Source organism: Wenzhouxiangella sp. 15190 (assembly GCF_003417465.1).
Taxonomy (GTDB): Bacteria; Pseudomonadota; Gammaproteobacteria; order Xanthomonadales; family Wenzhouxiangellaceae; genus Wenzhouxiangella.
In genome coordinates, this window is the sequence record NZ_QVMV01000032.1 from 14,633 (window position 1) to 29,776 (window position 15,144).

Below are 15,144 nucleotides of genomic sequence, written 5' to 3' on the forward strand. Positions count from 1 at the left end.
CGGGGCCTGTGGCGCGATGACTCTTTTCACCTGTCGCTTGCAGGCAACAACTTGGGCTGTCGACTGTCCCGCCCGAAATCATACATCATTGATTTGACAGTTTTTTTCTAATTGGCACGGTATCTGCTGGAGAGTGACCGAGCCTCAAGGCTCGTTGTTTCAAGCTAATGCGAGTAAAAGGAGTTGCTCATGATGAAACTCAGAATGCTTTCCCTCATGTCATTCATCGCTGCCCTGGCCATGGCTGCATCGGTCGCCGTGGCCCAGAATCCCAGCTTCGAGGAAATGGACCGTAACGACGATGGACTGATCAGCGGCAGCGAGGCCATGGCTCTGCCCTGTCTCGCGCAGGTCTACAACCGAATCGAAAAAGAGGACGACGCGGGGCTCAATCGCAGCGAATACAACGCCGCGACCCAGAAGCACTGTCAAAGTTCACAGTCTCAGGAAGACGACTGGCCCGAGTCGTAAGCCCAACACCGGCGTCATGTCCGGGCCGGCATGACGCCCGTTCCACTCCCCAACCGGATTACCCGTCGGCGCCACGGTGTCGACGGGCTTTTTTGTGTCGGTCGCCCGCCACCTCGGGGCATAATACCGGTTGGTCTGTCAGTCATCACCAACAGGCATGAGAGCCATCGCTCCAGTAATTTTCACCGGGCCAATCGTCAGACTGCCGCGGCCGTCGTTGGCTTTCCGAATGCCGTGCGCCGGGACTCTTCGTCCATGATCCGTCTGGGCACCAGCGACAAGGATCTGAAGCGGGCCGCCGAATTGCTTGCGCATGGTGAACTCGTCGCCCTGCCCACCGAAACCGTCTACGGCCTGGCGGCCGATGCTGGCAATGCCGAAGCCGTTGGCCGGATTTTCTCCGCCAAGGGCCGACCGGCCGATCACCCGCTGATCGTGCACCTGCCCGATATCGATACGCTGGAAGTCTGGGCGACCGACGTTCCGGATACGGCGCGCCGGCTGGGCCGCGCATTCTGGCCGGGACCGCTGACACTGATTCTTCGAAAAGCCGACGACGTACCGGATGTCGTCACCGGCGGCCAGGACACCGTCGGGCTGCGAGTACCCGGCCATCCGGTGGCGCTGAAACTGCTCAAGACATTCGGCCGGGCGCTTGCCGCGCCTTCTGCCAACCGCTTCGGCCGCATCAGCCCGACCACGGCCGACCACGTCATCAGCGAATTCGAAGGCAGCGAAATGGTTGCCGCCGTGATCGACGGCGGCCCCTGCGAGGTGGGCCTGGAATCGACCATCGTCGACTGCAGCGGCAGACATCCAAGCATCCTGCGACCGGGCATGATCAGCCTCGAGCAACTCAGCGAGGCACTCGGCGAAGTGCCGGCACTGGCCGGGGAACTGGAGGGTCCGCGCGCCTCCGGTCGCCTGCCTTCCCACTATGCCCCGGAGACGAAAGTCGAGTTGGTCGAGGCGGACACGCTGCTGCGGCCCGATGCGCAAGCGGCCGTGCTGGCGCTGGCCGACATGCCCAATCCGGGCGGCTTCAAGGGCTGGCAGGCTTTGCCCAAAGATCCCGCCGCTTATGCCCGGAGTCTCTACGCCGCACTCCGCGAACTCGACACGCTCGGCGCCGAACGCATCCTTGTCCAGCGTCCGCCCGAAAACCCGGCCTGGGCGGCCATCCTCGACCGGCTCGAGCGCGCGACGGCCTGACGGCCTTCAGCCGAAGGCCAGAAGCAGCGCCAGACAGGAAACACCCAGCGCCAGAAAGGAAACCAACAGCGCCGCCAGCCCAACATTGCGACCCCGCCGCCCGTCGCGGCGTGCCTCGCGCAGGCCGCCGAGCGGACTTCCACAGTCGGCCAGCCGATAACCTCTCCGCGGTACGGTCTCGATGAGCGGTTCGTCAATTCCCAGGCGGTCGAAATGGCGACGGAGGCGAGAAACGATGACCGTCAGCGCGTCCTCGCACACTTCGCCGTCACCCCAGATTGCATCGAGCAACTCGTTTCTCGAAACCACTTCACCCGGCTTCGATTGCAGCAAGGCGGCGAGAAGCGCCACTTCCCTCGGTGCCAGGTGCCGACTACGCCCGCCTCGCTCGAGCGTGCGCGAATCGACGTCGAAGTCGATCTGCAATCGCCTCAGCAACGGGTGTTCCATTCCCGATCGTGACCCGGCAACTAGCACGCCGCACCTCCCGAAAACACACTTGAGCGCGTAGACCTTTCCTTTCTAGCGATTTTCGATCGGCACCGCAAGCATTTCGACAGGACAGCTCATGACGCTGCCCCCATGCTTCAACCACGGCGCGACTGGAAATCGGTACGCCCGCTATCCCCTTGAACCATGACCGGCGATCAGCGGCAACGGAGACTTGATCAATGAAAACGATTCGGACCATTACCCTAACTGTTCTGCTACTGGGCTGCACCGCTGCAGCCTGGGCCCAGGATCACAGCCGCTCCTGGGAACCCGGCGCCGTCCTGTCCCTGACCGAAGTCCATGTCAAAGACGGGATGTGGAACGCCTACATCAACGATCTCAAGACCAACTGGCGCCGCAGCCTGGTGTACCCCGCCGCTCATTCTGTAACATTCAGCGAGTCGGAAAGTGCTTAGCTGCAAGGCATGTCTCGCAGGCAATGGCCGTAGCCCTTGTCAAGAGACATAACGCCGCAGATGAGCGCTTTCCGGCTCGCCCTGCGGGAGCGTGCCTGAGCCGAGATTGCGGCGTTGCGCCCCTTGTAAAGGGCTACGGCCATTCACTGCGGGGCGCGCCTTGCACTATCGGCTCAGGCACGCTCTGAAAGTTGCACAATGAGCGGCGGGGTACACTAGAAGCACAAATCGAAGCGGGCGATGTCCTCGGCTACGGCATGTACGCCGTGGTTTCGCCGCGCGACGACGAACCCGACCTGATCCTGCGCGTCAGCTTTCCCAACTGGGCCGCCATGGACCGCGGACCGGACTATTTCGAGGAACTGATGAAAAACACTTTCGGTGGAATGGACGAGGCGCGCGAAGCCGGCATCGAGCGCGGGGAGTTGCGCACCCTGGGTAGCGAAATGATGCTGCGCGAAATCAAGTTCATCGACTAGCGGAACAGCTTTTAAAAACAGCGCCGCGGGCACCTCGCCCGCGGCCGCATTACGTTCTCGAACAGAGGGTCAGGGCGCCAGCCAAAAGAATCTCGGGTTTATACTCACGGCGTCCGAAACCATGGGTACCCGCCCTGAGTCAGCCAGAAAAACAACATCGCGATCTTTATCCCGACGCCTTGCGAGCACTGGCTCTCCTGATTGTCGTATTCGGGCACTGGTTCGCCACCCTGCCACGGATGGCAGGCGGCGAGCTGATTGCCACCGATCACATGCTGCATGCCTGGATCCCAGCTGCCTTTCTGACCTGGGCCGTTCAGGTTGTGCCTTTGTTCGTATTCGTCTCCGCAGCGGTCGGTACCGACGGCGTGGCCCGGCGCCTGCACCGGGGCCACTCACAACTGGAATGGTGGGGAAGCCGCGCACTGCGTCTGGCGCGGCCCACCGTCACCTACCTTGCCGCCCTGACTTTGCTGGTGATCGCCGCCAATTTTAACGGGGGGCGCTTCCTGGACACGTTCGACGTCTCACTAACCGTCCATCTGTGGTTTCTGATCATGCTGCTGACCGTCCAGGCCCTGTTGCCGCTGAGCGTGGAAGCCGACCGGCGCTTCGGGCTGGGTGCCGTTATCGCACTGATCGTGCTCGCGGCGACCGTCGACATGCTCCGCGCCGGCGCTTTCTGGCCCACACAATGGCCCACCCTGGGCGCGCGCGTGACCGGCACCGACGGCGGCATCGGCTGGCTCAACGCGTTCTTCGTCTGGCTGCTGCCGCAACAACTCGGCATCGCCTGGAAGCGCAGCCGATTCAGGGGGGCCTTCATCGGCCTGCTGCTGGTCATAGTCGGCGCCGCCTGGCTACTCGGCACAGTCATGAGCGGCTATCCCGTCGGCATGATCGGCATCGATCTGGAAGGCAACAGCAACATGTTGCCGCCGACGCTGGCGCTGATGGGCGTCATGTGGCTGCAGGTGGGCCTGGTGCTGTTGTGCGAGCGCCCGGCACGCTGGCTGCTCGACCGGGAGCGCCTAGCCAGCATCGTCGCCTTCCTCGGCGCCTTCGGCATGCCGCTGTATTTGTGGCACAAGCTGGCCGAACTGCCCGCCGCCTGGCTGGGTGAGCGGATCGGGGCGCCCATCGACGCGGGAACACCCGGCGATCCCGGCTTCTGGAGCGGCCGGCTGTGGTGGATCGGCCTGTGTTTTCTAATGGTCGTTCCCGTCCTCGCAATCGTGGCCTGGATCGAGATGCAGCGGCAGCGAACCGTGCCACACGCCGAGTCACCCCCCGCGATCGTCATCGGCGGTCTGGCGCTGTTGCTGGGCCTGGGCTGCGCGCTGGTCATGGGCGCGATGCCGGGCGCGCTGATTGGCCTGGCTGGCGTGGTGCTGGCTTCGCTGCTGCTTCGCCGGCACTCGCAAGCCTAAACTGCCGCTGGATCGAAGGGTGGCTATTGCGACGGGGCAGTCTCGCTCCGGCAGCGAAAATCGCCGTTGACGCGCTTTTCCAGCGGGATGATGGGAAACTCGCCGGCCAGCTCCGGATCGTCGATGGTGTACTGAACCACGCCACGATCACAATCGGAAAACTCGATGGTCATGCTGCCGACTTCCACCGATTCCTGTCCGGGCTGAGCGGGGGCGTCGAAATGCCCGCCGGTCGAAGCGTACAGCGGGCCGCTGGCGATATCACCGTCCACGTCGAGTGAAGCAGTCAGCCAGCGATTGTCGACCGCACCGATCCTGTCGATGCCCTCGGACGAATCGGTGGCAGCCGCGTCGATATAGGTGAACCAGGCCACGAACAGCAGGTCGGCAAACGGCATGTGGTCGAAAGTCAGGCCCTGCCCGTGCCCGATCAGCGCCTCTTCATCGGCCACCCACTGGCCATCGGCATCCAGCGCGAAATCGAAGGCCTGCGGCGTTTGTTCATCGCAGGCCGAAGCGTCGCTGTCGGGGGATTCCTTGCAGTGCGCCACGTAATCGACTTCCATCGTTGCCTGCTCGAGATCCGGATCGATCGCGCCACCCAGGTTTCCGCCGATGGCGACATTGAGCAGCACGAACATCGGCTCCTCGTAGACCGGGCAGTCACTGACGTCGTAGCTGCGCATCTGCTCGCCGTCCATGAAGAAGGCAATCTCGTCGGCGCTCCATTCCATGGCGTAGGTATGCCACTCGGTCACGTCGGCTGCGCCGCCGGGATAGGGAAAGCGGGCTTCGCTGCCGCAGGCGCCCCCGTAATTGTTGAAGAAATTGACAATGTAGGAGCCGGGTTCGTTGGAAAACCACTCCCACACGTCGATCTCGGAAGCGCCCGGATTGGGCCAGCCGACGTTGTCGTTGTCGCCCTTGACGGGCTGCTCGTCGATCCGGTTTTCCAGCATCCAGAACGCGGGCCAGGTGCCGCCCTGGAGATCGTGAAAGCGGATTCGCGCCTCGATCCGGCCGTAGAGGAATTCCCGCTTGTCCTTGCTGTTGATGCGACCCGAGGTCCAGCTTTTGGGCGTGCCGTTCTGTCCGGGGCAATTTATGTCCTGCCGGCGCGCGATGATCTTGAGCGTGCCGCCGGAGACGTCGTAGTTTCGATCCACTGACGAGTCGTCGTCGGTGTAGCACTGGACTTCGTTGTTGTAGTTGGCGGCGGTCTGGGCCGTCCAGTTGTCCCAGTTCACGCCTTCGCCATCGAAGCGATCGATCCACTCGAGCTGCCAGCCTGCCGACGCCGAGGCGGCAAGCGAAAGCCCGACGCCAATCAATAGAATTCTGACCATGATGACAACGCTGTCTCTTAGACCAGCCGCTAAGATAATCCATCAGACCGGCACGCGTCCATCGCGACGAAGCCATCGAGAACGAGCTGGGAGGCATCCTTCCCCGCTACGTTGGTTGCGCCGGGCCCAACGACCACCCGGTCGGGACCGCGAGCGCGGCCGCTCGCCGCTCAATCGCTTCGTTCGGCCCGTCGACGCAGTGCCAATGCCAGCAACAGCATGAATGCAGGCGCGGTGATTCCCCAGGGAAACGCCAGCATCAGCAGGCCGTGCGAAAAAACAGGATAGAAATAAACGATGCCGATCAACGGCGTCGTGAGTACGTGCGCCATCAAGGCAATCCGGACCCAGCGCTCGAATCCGATTTGGCCGAAAGCCGGAATCGCAAACAGCGCCGCCAGGCCCATGGCGATATAGCCCACCGCGTCATAGTTCCAGAACATAGAATGCGGCGACTGTTCCAGAACCCGGACGACCGAAGCCTCCCCTGCAACCTGCGCCGGAATGACTGTCGCCAGCTGAACGACGTAATTGGCGATTACGAATACAGCATAGATGACGGTGAAGCTCAGCGCTGCGTGTGTCCAGAAACGCTTTTCGGGTTCGGTCAGGTAATGCAGCGCCAACATCATGAGTAAGAACGGCACCACGATGGACAGTGAGGTCGCATAGATGAGAACGGCATCCAGCGGAAAGGCTGTCAGGCCAAGCAGTTGCATACATTGGACGACAAGAAAGGCGAGGGTCGCCGCAGCGGCACCAAGCCCCGACCAGTACCCTACTTTGCTGACTCTTACCGCCATGATGAGTTTTCCCTAATGGGCTCGTGTCCAATGCAAGCAAGACTTCTAAACGAGCCGGGCTTAAACCGTCACTCTATTCAAACATCAGTGCGACGGCAATAATCATGCGACCACTCCTATCCCCGGGACTTTCCAGTAACTGTGTCAGTCCGATCATGTCACGGAACAAATACACAAATGCAATTGCCAGGACCAAATACAGGAATGGAATCAGGATCCGTTCCAGGCTCCCGGGCCCCTCGGCTAATGAGATGTGCTCACTCCGATCACGAGCATGCTCTATATAGGCTATACACGTAGCCAGTAAAATAATCGGGCGAATGCATAGCTTCATCACACCAACTGCGACAGTGAGGGGCACACCAGCCTAGAGATAAGCGGCATAGACCCAATTCTCAGCCTCGAATGCATCGACCATGCTCAGGAAGAAAATGGCAGCGATGTAGGTACCGATCCCTACAATCCAGCACAGAACGCTGTATGCCGCGCGCAGGCGAAACTCCAGGCGAGAAAAACCAGGTTGATTCCCAGTTCTGCCAGATCGTCGTCGCTCTCCCAGACCTCGGGAGGAATCCAGCCCAGAAACTGCACCCAGACGTAATACATGATTCCGATTGCCACCCACTGCAGCGCAGAGAAGACCAGGATCTCCTTCTCCTCGAGAATCAGAGAGACTGCAGACCGCACGAGGCGGGCATCCCGCTTCCAGAAACTGTCCGCCGACGCGGCAGAACGCGCTTCACGGAATTTGCAATCACTGGCAAGCTCGTCCGCGACGAAACTCAATCGACCGCCACTGATTTAATGTTCGCTTTCGGAATTCTCGATCGTCATTCATGCCCAGGTGGGGTTCCCTCAGCGGCAGAGCATTACCAAACGTTGTCCATCCTGCACTGTCGAGATTTGCGCACTGGCGGACGCCCGACTACGATTGATACGGGCGTCTTTTCATCACAGTCCATGGCTCGACAGCAGGTCAGAATCGCGCACACCGAAGACGGCGTTCGGCTGGCCTGGTCGCGCGTCGGCGCGGGGCCGACGCTGCTCAAGGCGGCCAACTGGTTGACGCACCTGCAATACGACTGGGAAAGCCCGGTCTGGCGTCACTGGATGGAATTCCTCGCCGGCCACTTCTCATTCGTGCGCTACGACGAACGCGGCTGCGGCATGTCGGACTGGCAGGTCGACGATGTCTCCGAAGATAACTGGCTCAGTGACATGGAATGCGTGGCCAAGGCGGCGGAGATCGACGAGCCGGCCATTCTGCTCGGCATTTCACAGGGAGCGGTCACGGTCATCCGCTATGCCGTCGAGCATCCCGAACGGGTTTCGAAACTGATCCTCTACGGCGGCTACGGCCTGGGATGGGGACAGCGGGGCGGTCGCGAAGACGAGCATTTCCATGCCGTTCTCGAAATGATTCGGCTCGGCTGGGGCAGCGATAACCCCGTTTTTCGCCAGACCTTTACCTCGCGCTTCCTGCCCGAGGGCACGCACGAACAGATGGACTGGTTCAACGAGCTGTGCCGCAGGACCGTGTCGCCGGACAAGGCACTGCCTCTGATCGAAGCCCGCGGCGGCGTGGACATTCGCCACCTGCTCGACAAGGTCCGGGTTCCCACGCTGGTACTGCACGCACGCGGAGACGAAGTCGTGCCTTTCGCGGAGGGTCAGCGACTGGCAGGCGAAATTCCGGGCGCGCGGTTCGTCGAATTGGACTCGCGCAACCACGTGCTCCAGGCCGATGAACCGGCCTGGGAGGCGTTCAAGCAGGCCGTCCTCGATTTCTCGGGCGTGACCTACGCCGATGAACCGTCTCCGGACGATCGCCTTTCAACGCGCGAACGCCAGATCCTCGATGTCCTGGCCCGGGGGGTCTCCAACAAGGAAATCGCGAGAACGCTTTACATCAGCGAAAAAACGGTTCGCAACCACCTCTCCAGCGTCTACCGGAAGATGGGCGTTCACAGTCGCACCCAGGCGATCGTCAAGGCCGGCCGCATGACCCGGTCGGGACAGGATTGACGCGTGATTGGGACAAATGTCCCAGGCGAGCGATCCAACATCGCCCAATTGGGCCGCCTGCCCCATTGCCCGCATGCATCACCCCGCCTAGCGTGAATTCCATTCTTGAAGGAATGGAGATTACGCCATGCAACGCATTGCCATCCTGCTTTTCGGTCTGGTTACCTATGCCGTCTTTTTCGGCACGTTTCTTTACCTGATCGCCTTCGTCGGCAATCTTCAGCAAACCGCGCTCGTGCAGTGGCTACCCTGGTTACCCGACCTGGTACCGCATTCGATCGACGCCGGACGGCCTACCGGCCCCGTGGTCCTGGCTGTTGGCGTCAACCTGGGCCTGATCGCCTTGTTCGGGCTGCAACACAGTGTCATGGCGCGCATCGGCTTCAAGGACTGGCTGCAGAAGCGGCTGCCGGCCTCCGCCGAGCGCAGCGTTTATGTCCTGCTGGCCAGCTTGATGCTGATGCTGCTGTTCTGGCAATGGCGGCCAATTCCGGAAGTGCTTTGGTCGGCCGGGTCCGGCATTGGGCAGGTCATTGGCTGGATTCTGTTCGCCGGAGGTTTCGCCATGGTGCTCGTGGCCACGTTCCTGATAGACCATTTCGACCTGTTCGGACTCAAGCAGGTGTGGCACCAGTTCGTTGGAACGAGGCCTGAACCGCCCCGCTTCGTTACACCGTTGTTCTATCGCCTGGTGCGTCACCCACTCTATCTGGGCTTCATCCTCGCTTTCTGGGGCGGACCCGTCATGACCGTCGGCGGCCTGCTGTTCGCCGCGGCCATGACCAGCTATATCCTGATCGCCATCCAGTTCGAGGAAAAGGACCTGGTCCACTACCTCGGATCCGATTACGAAGATTACCGGCAGCGCGTGCCGATGCTGGTTCCGGGACTGAAGCGACGGCCGGCTTCGACGGCCGATAACAGAGGGGTCGTCCACTAGTCCGTACCAGCACAAATGTGTTGCGGGCACGGTCGCCAGGCTGCGACTAGGCTGTAGCTGTAATCACGAACTCGGCCCCGGAATGCGCGACCTGCATTCCGGGGCGGGGCGCAAGGGAAATCACGCGGCGGGCTTGCGACCGGTGATCATGGCCCGCACCAGGTTTTCCTTATGCAGGCGGCTGGTGATTACCACGCCCAGCACATGGATGATGACCAGGCCGAGCATGACGTTGACCAGCACTTCATGGGTCTCTTCCCAGAAGTGCTCGTCGGCCGCCCACAGCGCCCGGGCACCACCCTCGCCCGCCTCGACCACCCAGCCGGCCAGCGGCCCGGCGTTTTCCTCCAGGGCGTAGAGCACGATGCCGCTGAAGGCCAGCGCACCCATACAGGCGAGCAGCAATAGAATCATGATGCCGCCGGCGGGATTGTGACCCAGGTAATGCTTGACGCGGCCGATAAAGAGCCTGCGCAGGTAGTAGACAACGGCCACCGGCGAGCGCACGAAATCCGAAAAGCGGGCATGCTCGGTACCCACGAAGCCCCATAGCACCCGGAACAGCACGATGGCCACGATCGAGTAACCGATCCACACGTGCAGGGACATCACCTCGTCTTCCATGATGTAGTTGGTGAAAAAGCCGGCGACCAGCAGCCAGTGACCAACTCGCACGACCGGATCCCAGACCTTGACGGATGTGGTATTTGCGGGGGCGTTCATGCCGATACTCCTTCGTTTTGATCCGGAACCAGCATGTCGCAGGCCCGGTCAGACTAGAATCCGGCAAATGACCTGTTCACCCGCCTGAGTCCACCTATGTCGAATGACACACCACAGACGCCCGGCAGAAACGTTTTGCTGATCACCTTCGGCGCAATCGCCACTCTCATCGGCTGGGACCTGCTCTCGGACTACAACGAGGGCGTCGAACCATTGCACGTCATTGTGGAACTGACCGTATTGCTGCTCGCCGCAACCATGTTCGGTTATGTCTTGACTCGAATGATCCGGGGGCGACGTCAACTCAATCAGATGCACACGCGTCTCGACTCGGTCCAGGCGGAATCACGCCGATGGCGCGAACGCTACCAGTCCACGATCCGGGGCTTGAGCGAGGCCATCCAGGAACAGTTCGAGGCCTGGCAATTGAGCAAGGCCGAAGCCGAGATCGCCCTGCTGCTGTTAAAGGGCCTGAGCCTTAAGGAGATTGCCGCCGTACGAACAACCGGCGAGCGAACGGTGCGAGAACAGGCTCGCGCCATTTATCGCAAGGCCGGACTGACCGGCCGTTCGGAACTGTCGGCGTTCTTCCTCGAAGACCTGCTGCTGCCAGATCCCGAGGCAATGATCGACAGGGAATGAGTGTCATCCATGGAATCGGAAATCCGCAGCCTCGAACAACTGCTGGATCGCATACGCAGAATCGACCATATACACGACCCGGTGCATCTGGACGCGATCCTGCAGGCCGTTGGTCGGCGTTCGTTCGGGCCCATCATCCTGCTGACCGGACTGATCACCCTGGCGCCGCTGATCGGGGATATTCCCGGCATACCGACCCTGATGGCGCTGCTGACAATGCTGACCGCCGGCCAGTTGCTGCTGGGCCGAAAGACCTTCTGGTTGCCGGGTTTTCTGCTGCGGCGGTCGGTACAACGCGCTCACCTGCACCGCGTACTGGATCGGCTCGAGAAACCGGTCCGCTTTATTGATCGCTTCCTGCACCCGCGCCTGGAAGTGATCACGCGCGGCCACGGTACGCTGGTCATTGCCGTGGCCTGCGTCTGCATCGCCTTGACCATGCCGGCGCTGGAGTTCATTCCCTTCAGCGCCAACCTGGCCGGCGCCGCCCTGACCGCCTTCGGTCTGGCCCTGATTGCGCGCGATGGCTACCTGGCCGTTTTTGCGCTGACCATTACCGCGGGCACGTTCTGGGTACTCATCGCCAACCTCTCCAGGATCGGGGGCGGATAGGCGATCGGACCGCCGGCGTGACGTCAGTCGCCTGCCTGAATCGCGGGACGCTGGCTGACCGCACGATGCCACTGTGCCAGGTACGTGCAGTCATCGGGCAGGTGCATCTTCATGCCGCGCAAGCCGAAGTCGATGGTGACCAGGGCCGTGATGTCGGCCACGCTGAAGTCGTCACCGGCTACGAAATCATGATTCGATAACATGCCGTCCAGGTCGTTCATGAACCACTGGAATCGTTGTCGACCTCGCTCGGCCAGTTCGGGAATCTGGGCGACAGGCCGCCGACCGGGCAGTGCGTGATCCTTCATGCCCTTGACCGAATTGCGGAACCCCTCCATTACCGCGAGCATGCCGTTCATCTCGACCCAGCGGTCCCGGTCATCGACACGGGCGCATTCTTCCGGTGTACTGCCCAGCAGCGGTGGATCGGGCTGGACGGTTTCGAGATAGCGGCAGATCGCGGCGCAGGAACTCAGGCAGGTGCCGTCATCGAGCTCGAGCACCGGCAGGGTGCAGTCGGAATGAATCGCCGCGAACGCGTCGGACAGATGCTCGCCCGTGCGCATATCGACGAAAACCTGCTCGATCTCCATGTCCTTTTCGGCCAGGAACAGGTGAACACGACGCGGGCTGGGTGCGTCCGGGAAGGTATGAAGTTTCATGCCGGCTGCCTCCTCGATCAGGATTCACGAACCGGCATCATAACGCCGCCTTGAAGCCTCAAGGCTCGACGGTATGGCTGAAGCGCAGCTTGCCGTCTTCGTGGTAGAGGCGGGCTCGCCGGCGCTCGAACAGGCCGAGAAACGCCGGTTGCATCCGCGTCTCCCCGGCACGCGACTCCTCGCGGGCGAGGCGCTCGTGTTCTTTCAGCAGGGTCGAGCGCACCAGAGCGTACAGTTCCTCCCTGCCCTTGTCGCTGGCGTGCGTGGGCGTCTCGCCCGATTCCTTCAACTCACCCAGCGCATCGAGCACGCTCGCACCCCACAGGCGCAGGTTGGTCCAGGTGGCGGTGAATTCGTTCAGGGCGCGTCGGGGGTCGGGAATGCGTTTGACCAGCTCGGCGAATTCATCGAGCTGCCGCGGCAGTTCCGCCAGGCCGAGCAGTCCGCAGTCCGGATTGAAGTGCAGACGACGCGTGTACATATAGTTCACCATCCGGTGGCGGCGGTTGGCCGCCGTGCGGCGATCCGCGCGCTCCAGGCGCGTGGCCTCGGCCCGCAAGAGGGTCTCGGCCGTTTGATAGAGTTTGGCGACCTGTTGCCGCGTGATGTCCCGGCGCCGGAAATCGCAGGCGAGATGGTCGAGCATGTCGATCACGCGCGGATCCAGCCATACAGCCAGTCCGTTGCAGTTGTCGCGGGGATGCTGAAACAGGGGCGTAATGCGACGCTTGGCGTCGATGGTTTCCGAGCGCATGCTGACGATGTCCAGCAGCCACGCGTCGCACTGCTGCATGGCCGACTCGAGATCGTGCATGAGGCGCTTGTCGTCCTTCTTGCCTTCGCGCTTGCGGCGGATCACCTCGGCGAGACGCTTTCCGACGCGTTCCTGCGCAAGCTTATGGCCCTCGAGCCGGCGCGCCTCCTCCTCCGGCGGGATACAGTCGACCAATGATCCGTAGACGACCTCCCAGGCAGTCGTGCCGCGATTGGCGATGTCCTGTTCAAGCAACAGGGCATCGATGCGAGGCAGTTCGCCGCCCTCCTCTCTCAATACCGTCGGCTGCGTGCCTGTACTCAACCCCAGGCTGGTGAACTTCCAGTTCGAGTAGCGAATCGAGGTCGGCAAACCCTCGCCGCGGGCCAGGTTGTCGACCGCCCCCTCGCGTCCGAAGTGAATGCCCGAAAAGTCACCCTCGAAGGCCGGCTCGCCGGCGGCCAGGCTTTCGAGTTCGTGATTCAAGAGCCGATCCCAGCCTTTCTCCCTGGCCTTGAGCAATGCGTCGAAGGCCGCGCCGGGCAGGTTGAGGATGTTCTCGGGCTTGAGGTCGGTATGCGTGACGTCGTCCTCGAGCATCTGGTGACCGTTGCGGAACAGATTGGCCGCCATGCGCAGACGATGGCTGAGCGAGCACGCTTCCAGCAGGCGCTTTTGCGCCCTGTCATCGGAGAGCATGCCCTCCTCGCTCCAATCAAGCGTGGCCAGCAGCAACTTGTGCTCGTAGTCGATGGTCACCTGATGCAGGAGCGGACCGATGTCGCGTGTGAACAGCCCGCTCCAGTCGGTATCGAGCGCTTCCCGGCCCGGCCTGTCCTGCCGGGCCCGGACATTGGAACGCTCGCTGAGCAGACTCATGGCACTGGTCAGAACTTCATCGGCGAGCTCGGGATGGTCGCCGGCCTGGGCCACCAGGGCCGGTGCCTGCACGCCGTGAACATACTGGTGTGCCTGCATCAGGCGAACCAGGTCGCCAACCGAATCGAAGGGCACGGCCTTGACCGCCACGCGTTGCCGGCCGCTCCGGTAGGCAGCCACGTTCCGGTGGCTGCCCATCACGCGCGGCGCGCCTTGTTCGTCGCGCTCGAGCTGCCAGGCCAGGCCCTTCATCACGAAGTGGTCGTTGTTGTGGAACCAGGCTTCGCATTCGCCGGGCCCGCCCCAGATACGCTCCTCGGCGTTGCGGCGCCAGGCATTGCGGCCAACGCTCTTGATCCGGTCGGCGGCGCGCGCTTCGACGAAGGCGCGAAACCGCTTCTCGAAGGCGTTGCCCGGGGCGAGGAATTGCAGCTTCCCATTGGCGCGACGAAACGCCAGGCCCTTCGAATTGCCGACCAGAACGTTGGTGATCGATTGTGTGTAGCTGCCTTCGTCCTGCCGGTGGGGGCGAACGGACAGCCGGAGCGAGACCGGCCCTTCCGACGGCGTCCGCCGGGCGAAGTCGAAGCCCTGTATGGCTTCGCGGAAAGCCTCGCGTCCGGCGCCTGACGGCCGGCTACGGGTGACGATGTTGTGGTTGAAGTTCTGGATCGCGGCCAGGAGGTCCAGCTCGCTGGCGCCGTTTTCGGGCAGGAGGAGTTTCTGTAGCCAGTCGCCGAGCTCGCGGTTGCCGTCACTCTGTGCAGCCATCAGCGTGAACACGCGCCGGAAATAGGCTGCGCGCAACTTCTCCTTCGTCCGAACGGCCTCGACCGTGCGAAATCGGCCCTGGAGGCAAAGCGGGTCCTCGATGCGCGCGAACAGCCGCACATTGCCCAGGTTGGCCTGGAAGGTCGCCTCCTCGTGCGGGATGGTGTAGCGATAGGCCAGTTCGACGTAGACCACGGCCGGATTGTCGGTCGGGAAAAGCCGACGCGGGCGCGCTTCCAGGTCGGCGAAGCGCGCTGTACCCAGCGCCGAATCGTCCTGGCCGGTGCGGTGCTGGACCAGCGGAATGTGGGGAATGCGGCGGGAGAACTCGTCGACGAGTGCCATCTCCCGTCTTCGCAACCGTTGCAGCTTTGTCTCCGACAGCGCCCGATCCTTGTGGGCGGCGGAGAACAGACGTGCAAGAAGGTGCGCGGTCAAGGGCTTCTAATATCGTTATGGGACCGGGGTCAGCCCGGCGCACTTTACT

Annotated in this window: 16 protein-coding genes; 9 read left to right on the forward strand and 7 right to left on the reverse strand. The window is 62.2% G+C overall.

Annotation, left to right across the window (positions count from 1 at the left end):
* Positions 1-189 precede the first annotated feature (189 nt).
* A complete protein-coding gene (locus DZK26_RS09230) occupies positions 190-471 on the forward strand; it encodes a hypothetical protein (RefSeq protein WP_116896847.1) in 282 nt (93 codons plus the stop codon).
* Positions 472-726: 255 nt separating this feature from the next.
* The gene (locus DZK26_RS09235; RefSeq protein WP_181918226.1) at positions 727-1,683 is read left to right on the forward strand and encodes an L-threonylcarbamoyladenylate synthase; all 957 of its coding nucleotides are present in this window, start codon (positions 727-729) and stop codon (positions 1,681-1,683) included.
* A 6-nt stretch (positions 1,684-1,689) separates the two neighbouring features.
* Here DZK26_RS09235 and DZK26_RS09240 read toward each other — a convergent pair whose 3' ends face one another.
* Positions 1,690-2,133, reverse strand: a complete 444-nt coding sequence (locus DZK26_RS09240; RefSeq protein WP_116896846.1) for a winged helix-turn-helix domain-containing protein — start codon at positions 2,131-2,133, stop codon at positions 1,690-1,692.
* Between the two features lie 221 nt (positions 2,134-2,354).
* Between DZK26_RS09240 and DZK26_RS09245 the strand changes: the two genes are divergently transcribed.
* The 3 genes from DZK26_RS09245 to DZK26_RS09255 all read left to right on the forward strand — a co-directional run bounded on the left by DZK26_RS09245 (position 2,355) and on the right by DZK26_RS09255 (position 4,500).
* Positions 2,355-2,591, forward strand: a complete 237-nt coding sequence (locus DZK26_RS09245) for a hypothetical protein (RefSeq protein WP_116896845.1) — start codon at positions 2,355-2,357, stop codon at positions 2,589-2,591.
* 191 nt (positions 2,592-2,782) lie between these two features.
* Entirely contained in the window at positions 2,783-3,070 is a 288-nt protein-coding gene (locus tag DZK26_RS09250; RefSeq protein ID WP_147306572.1) for a hypothetical protein, read from the forward strand.
* A 134-nt stretch (positions 3,071-3,204) separates the two neighbouring features.
* Entirely contained in the window at positions 3,205-4,500 is a 1,296-nt protein-coding gene (locus DZK26_RS09255) for an acyltransferase (protein ID WP_258870798.1), read from the forward strand.
* A gap of 23 nt (positions 4,501-4,523) precedes the next feature.
* Here DZK26_RS09255 and DZK26_RS09260 read toward each other — a convergent pair whose 3' ends face one another.
* The 3 genes from DZK26_RS09260 to DZK26_RS14335 all read right to left on the reverse strand — a co-directional run bounded on the left by DZK26_RS09260 (position 4,524) and on the right by DZK26_RS14335 (position 7,435).
* Positions 4,524-5,846 (reverse strand): family 16 glycosylhydrolase, encoded by a 1,323-nt coding sequence (locus tag DZK26_RS09260; protein WP_116896842.1) that lies wholly within the window; start codon positions 5,844-5,846, stop codon positions 4,524-4,526.
* Positions 5,847-6,016: 170 nt separating this feature from the next.
* Complete coding sequence (locus DZK26_RS09265; protein WP_116896841.1) at positions 6,017-6,649, reverse strand: hypothetical protein; 633 nt, start codon at positions 6,647-6,649, stop codon at positions 6,017-6,019.
* A gap of 456 nt (positions 6,650-7,105) precedes the next feature.
* Positions 7,106-7,435, reverse strand: coding sequence for a hypothetical protein (locus DZK26_RS14335; RefSeq protein ID WP_181918223.1), 330 nt, complete (start codon positions 7,433-7,435; stop codon positions 7,106-7,108).
* A 174-nt stretch (positions 7,436-7,609) separates the two neighbouring features.
* Here DZK26_RS14335 and DZK26_RS09275 point away from each other — a divergent pair, with 174 nt between their 5' ends.
* Together DZK26_RS09275 and mddA are read left to right on the forward strand one after the other, a co-directional pair.
* The gene (locus DZK26_RS09275) at positions 7,610-8,674 is read left to right on the forward strand and encodes an alpha/beta fold hydrolase (protein ID WP_181918222.1); all 1,065 of its coding nucleotides are present in this window, start codon (positions 7,610-7,612) and stop codon (positions 8,672-8,674) included.
* Between the two features lie 127 nt (positions 8,675-8,801).
* Positions 8,802-9,614 (forward strand): methanethiol S-methyltransferase, encoded by an 813-nt coding sequence (gene mddA, locus DZK26_RS09280; RefSeq protein WP_116896838.1) that lies wholly within the window; start codon positions 8,802-8,804, stop codon positions 9,612-9,614.
* A 120-nt stretch (positions 9,615-9,734) separates the two neighbouring features.
* Here mddA and DZK26_RS09285 read toward each other — a convergent pair whose 3' ends face one another.
* Positions 9,735-10,337 (reverse strand): cytochrome b/b6 domain-containing protein, encoded by a 603-nt coding sequence (locus DZK26_RS09285; protein ID WP_116896837.1) that lies wholly within the window; start codon positions 10,335-10,337, stop codon positions 9,735-9,737.
* A gap of 96 nt (positions 10,338-10,433) precedes the next feature.
* Between DZK26_RS09285 and DZK26_RS09290 the strand changes: the two genes are divergently transcribed.
* Entirely contained in the window at positions 10,434-10,979 is a 546-nt protein-coding gene (locus DZK26_RS09290; RefSeq protein WP_220336965.1) for a LuxR C-terminal-related transcriptional regulator, read from the forward strand.
* Between the two features lie 9 nt (positions 10,980-10,988).
* Complete coding sequence (locus DZK26_RS09295; protein WP_116896836.1) at positions 10,989-11,591, forward strand: exopolysaccharide biosynthesis protein; 603 nt, start codon at positions 10,989-10,991, stop codon at positions 11,589-11,591.
* A 23-nt stretch (positions 11,592-11,614) separates the two neighbouring features.
* Here DZK26_RS09295 and DZK26_RS09300 read toward each other — a convergent pair whose 3' ends face one another.
* A complete protein-coding gene (locus DZK26_RS09300) occupies positions 11,615-12,253 on the reverse strand; it encodes a glutathione S-transferase family protein (protein WP_116896835.1) in 639 nt (212 codons plus the stop codon).
* A gap of 58 nt (positions 12,254-12,311) precedes the next feature.
* Positions 12,312-15,095: a hypothetical protein gene (locus DZK26_RS09305; RefSeq protein ID WP_147306571.1), complete on the reverse strand. Its 2,784-nt coding sequence runs from the start codon at positions 15,093-15,095 to the stop codon at positions 12,312-12,314.
* Positions 15,096-15,144 lie beyond the last annotated feature (49 nt).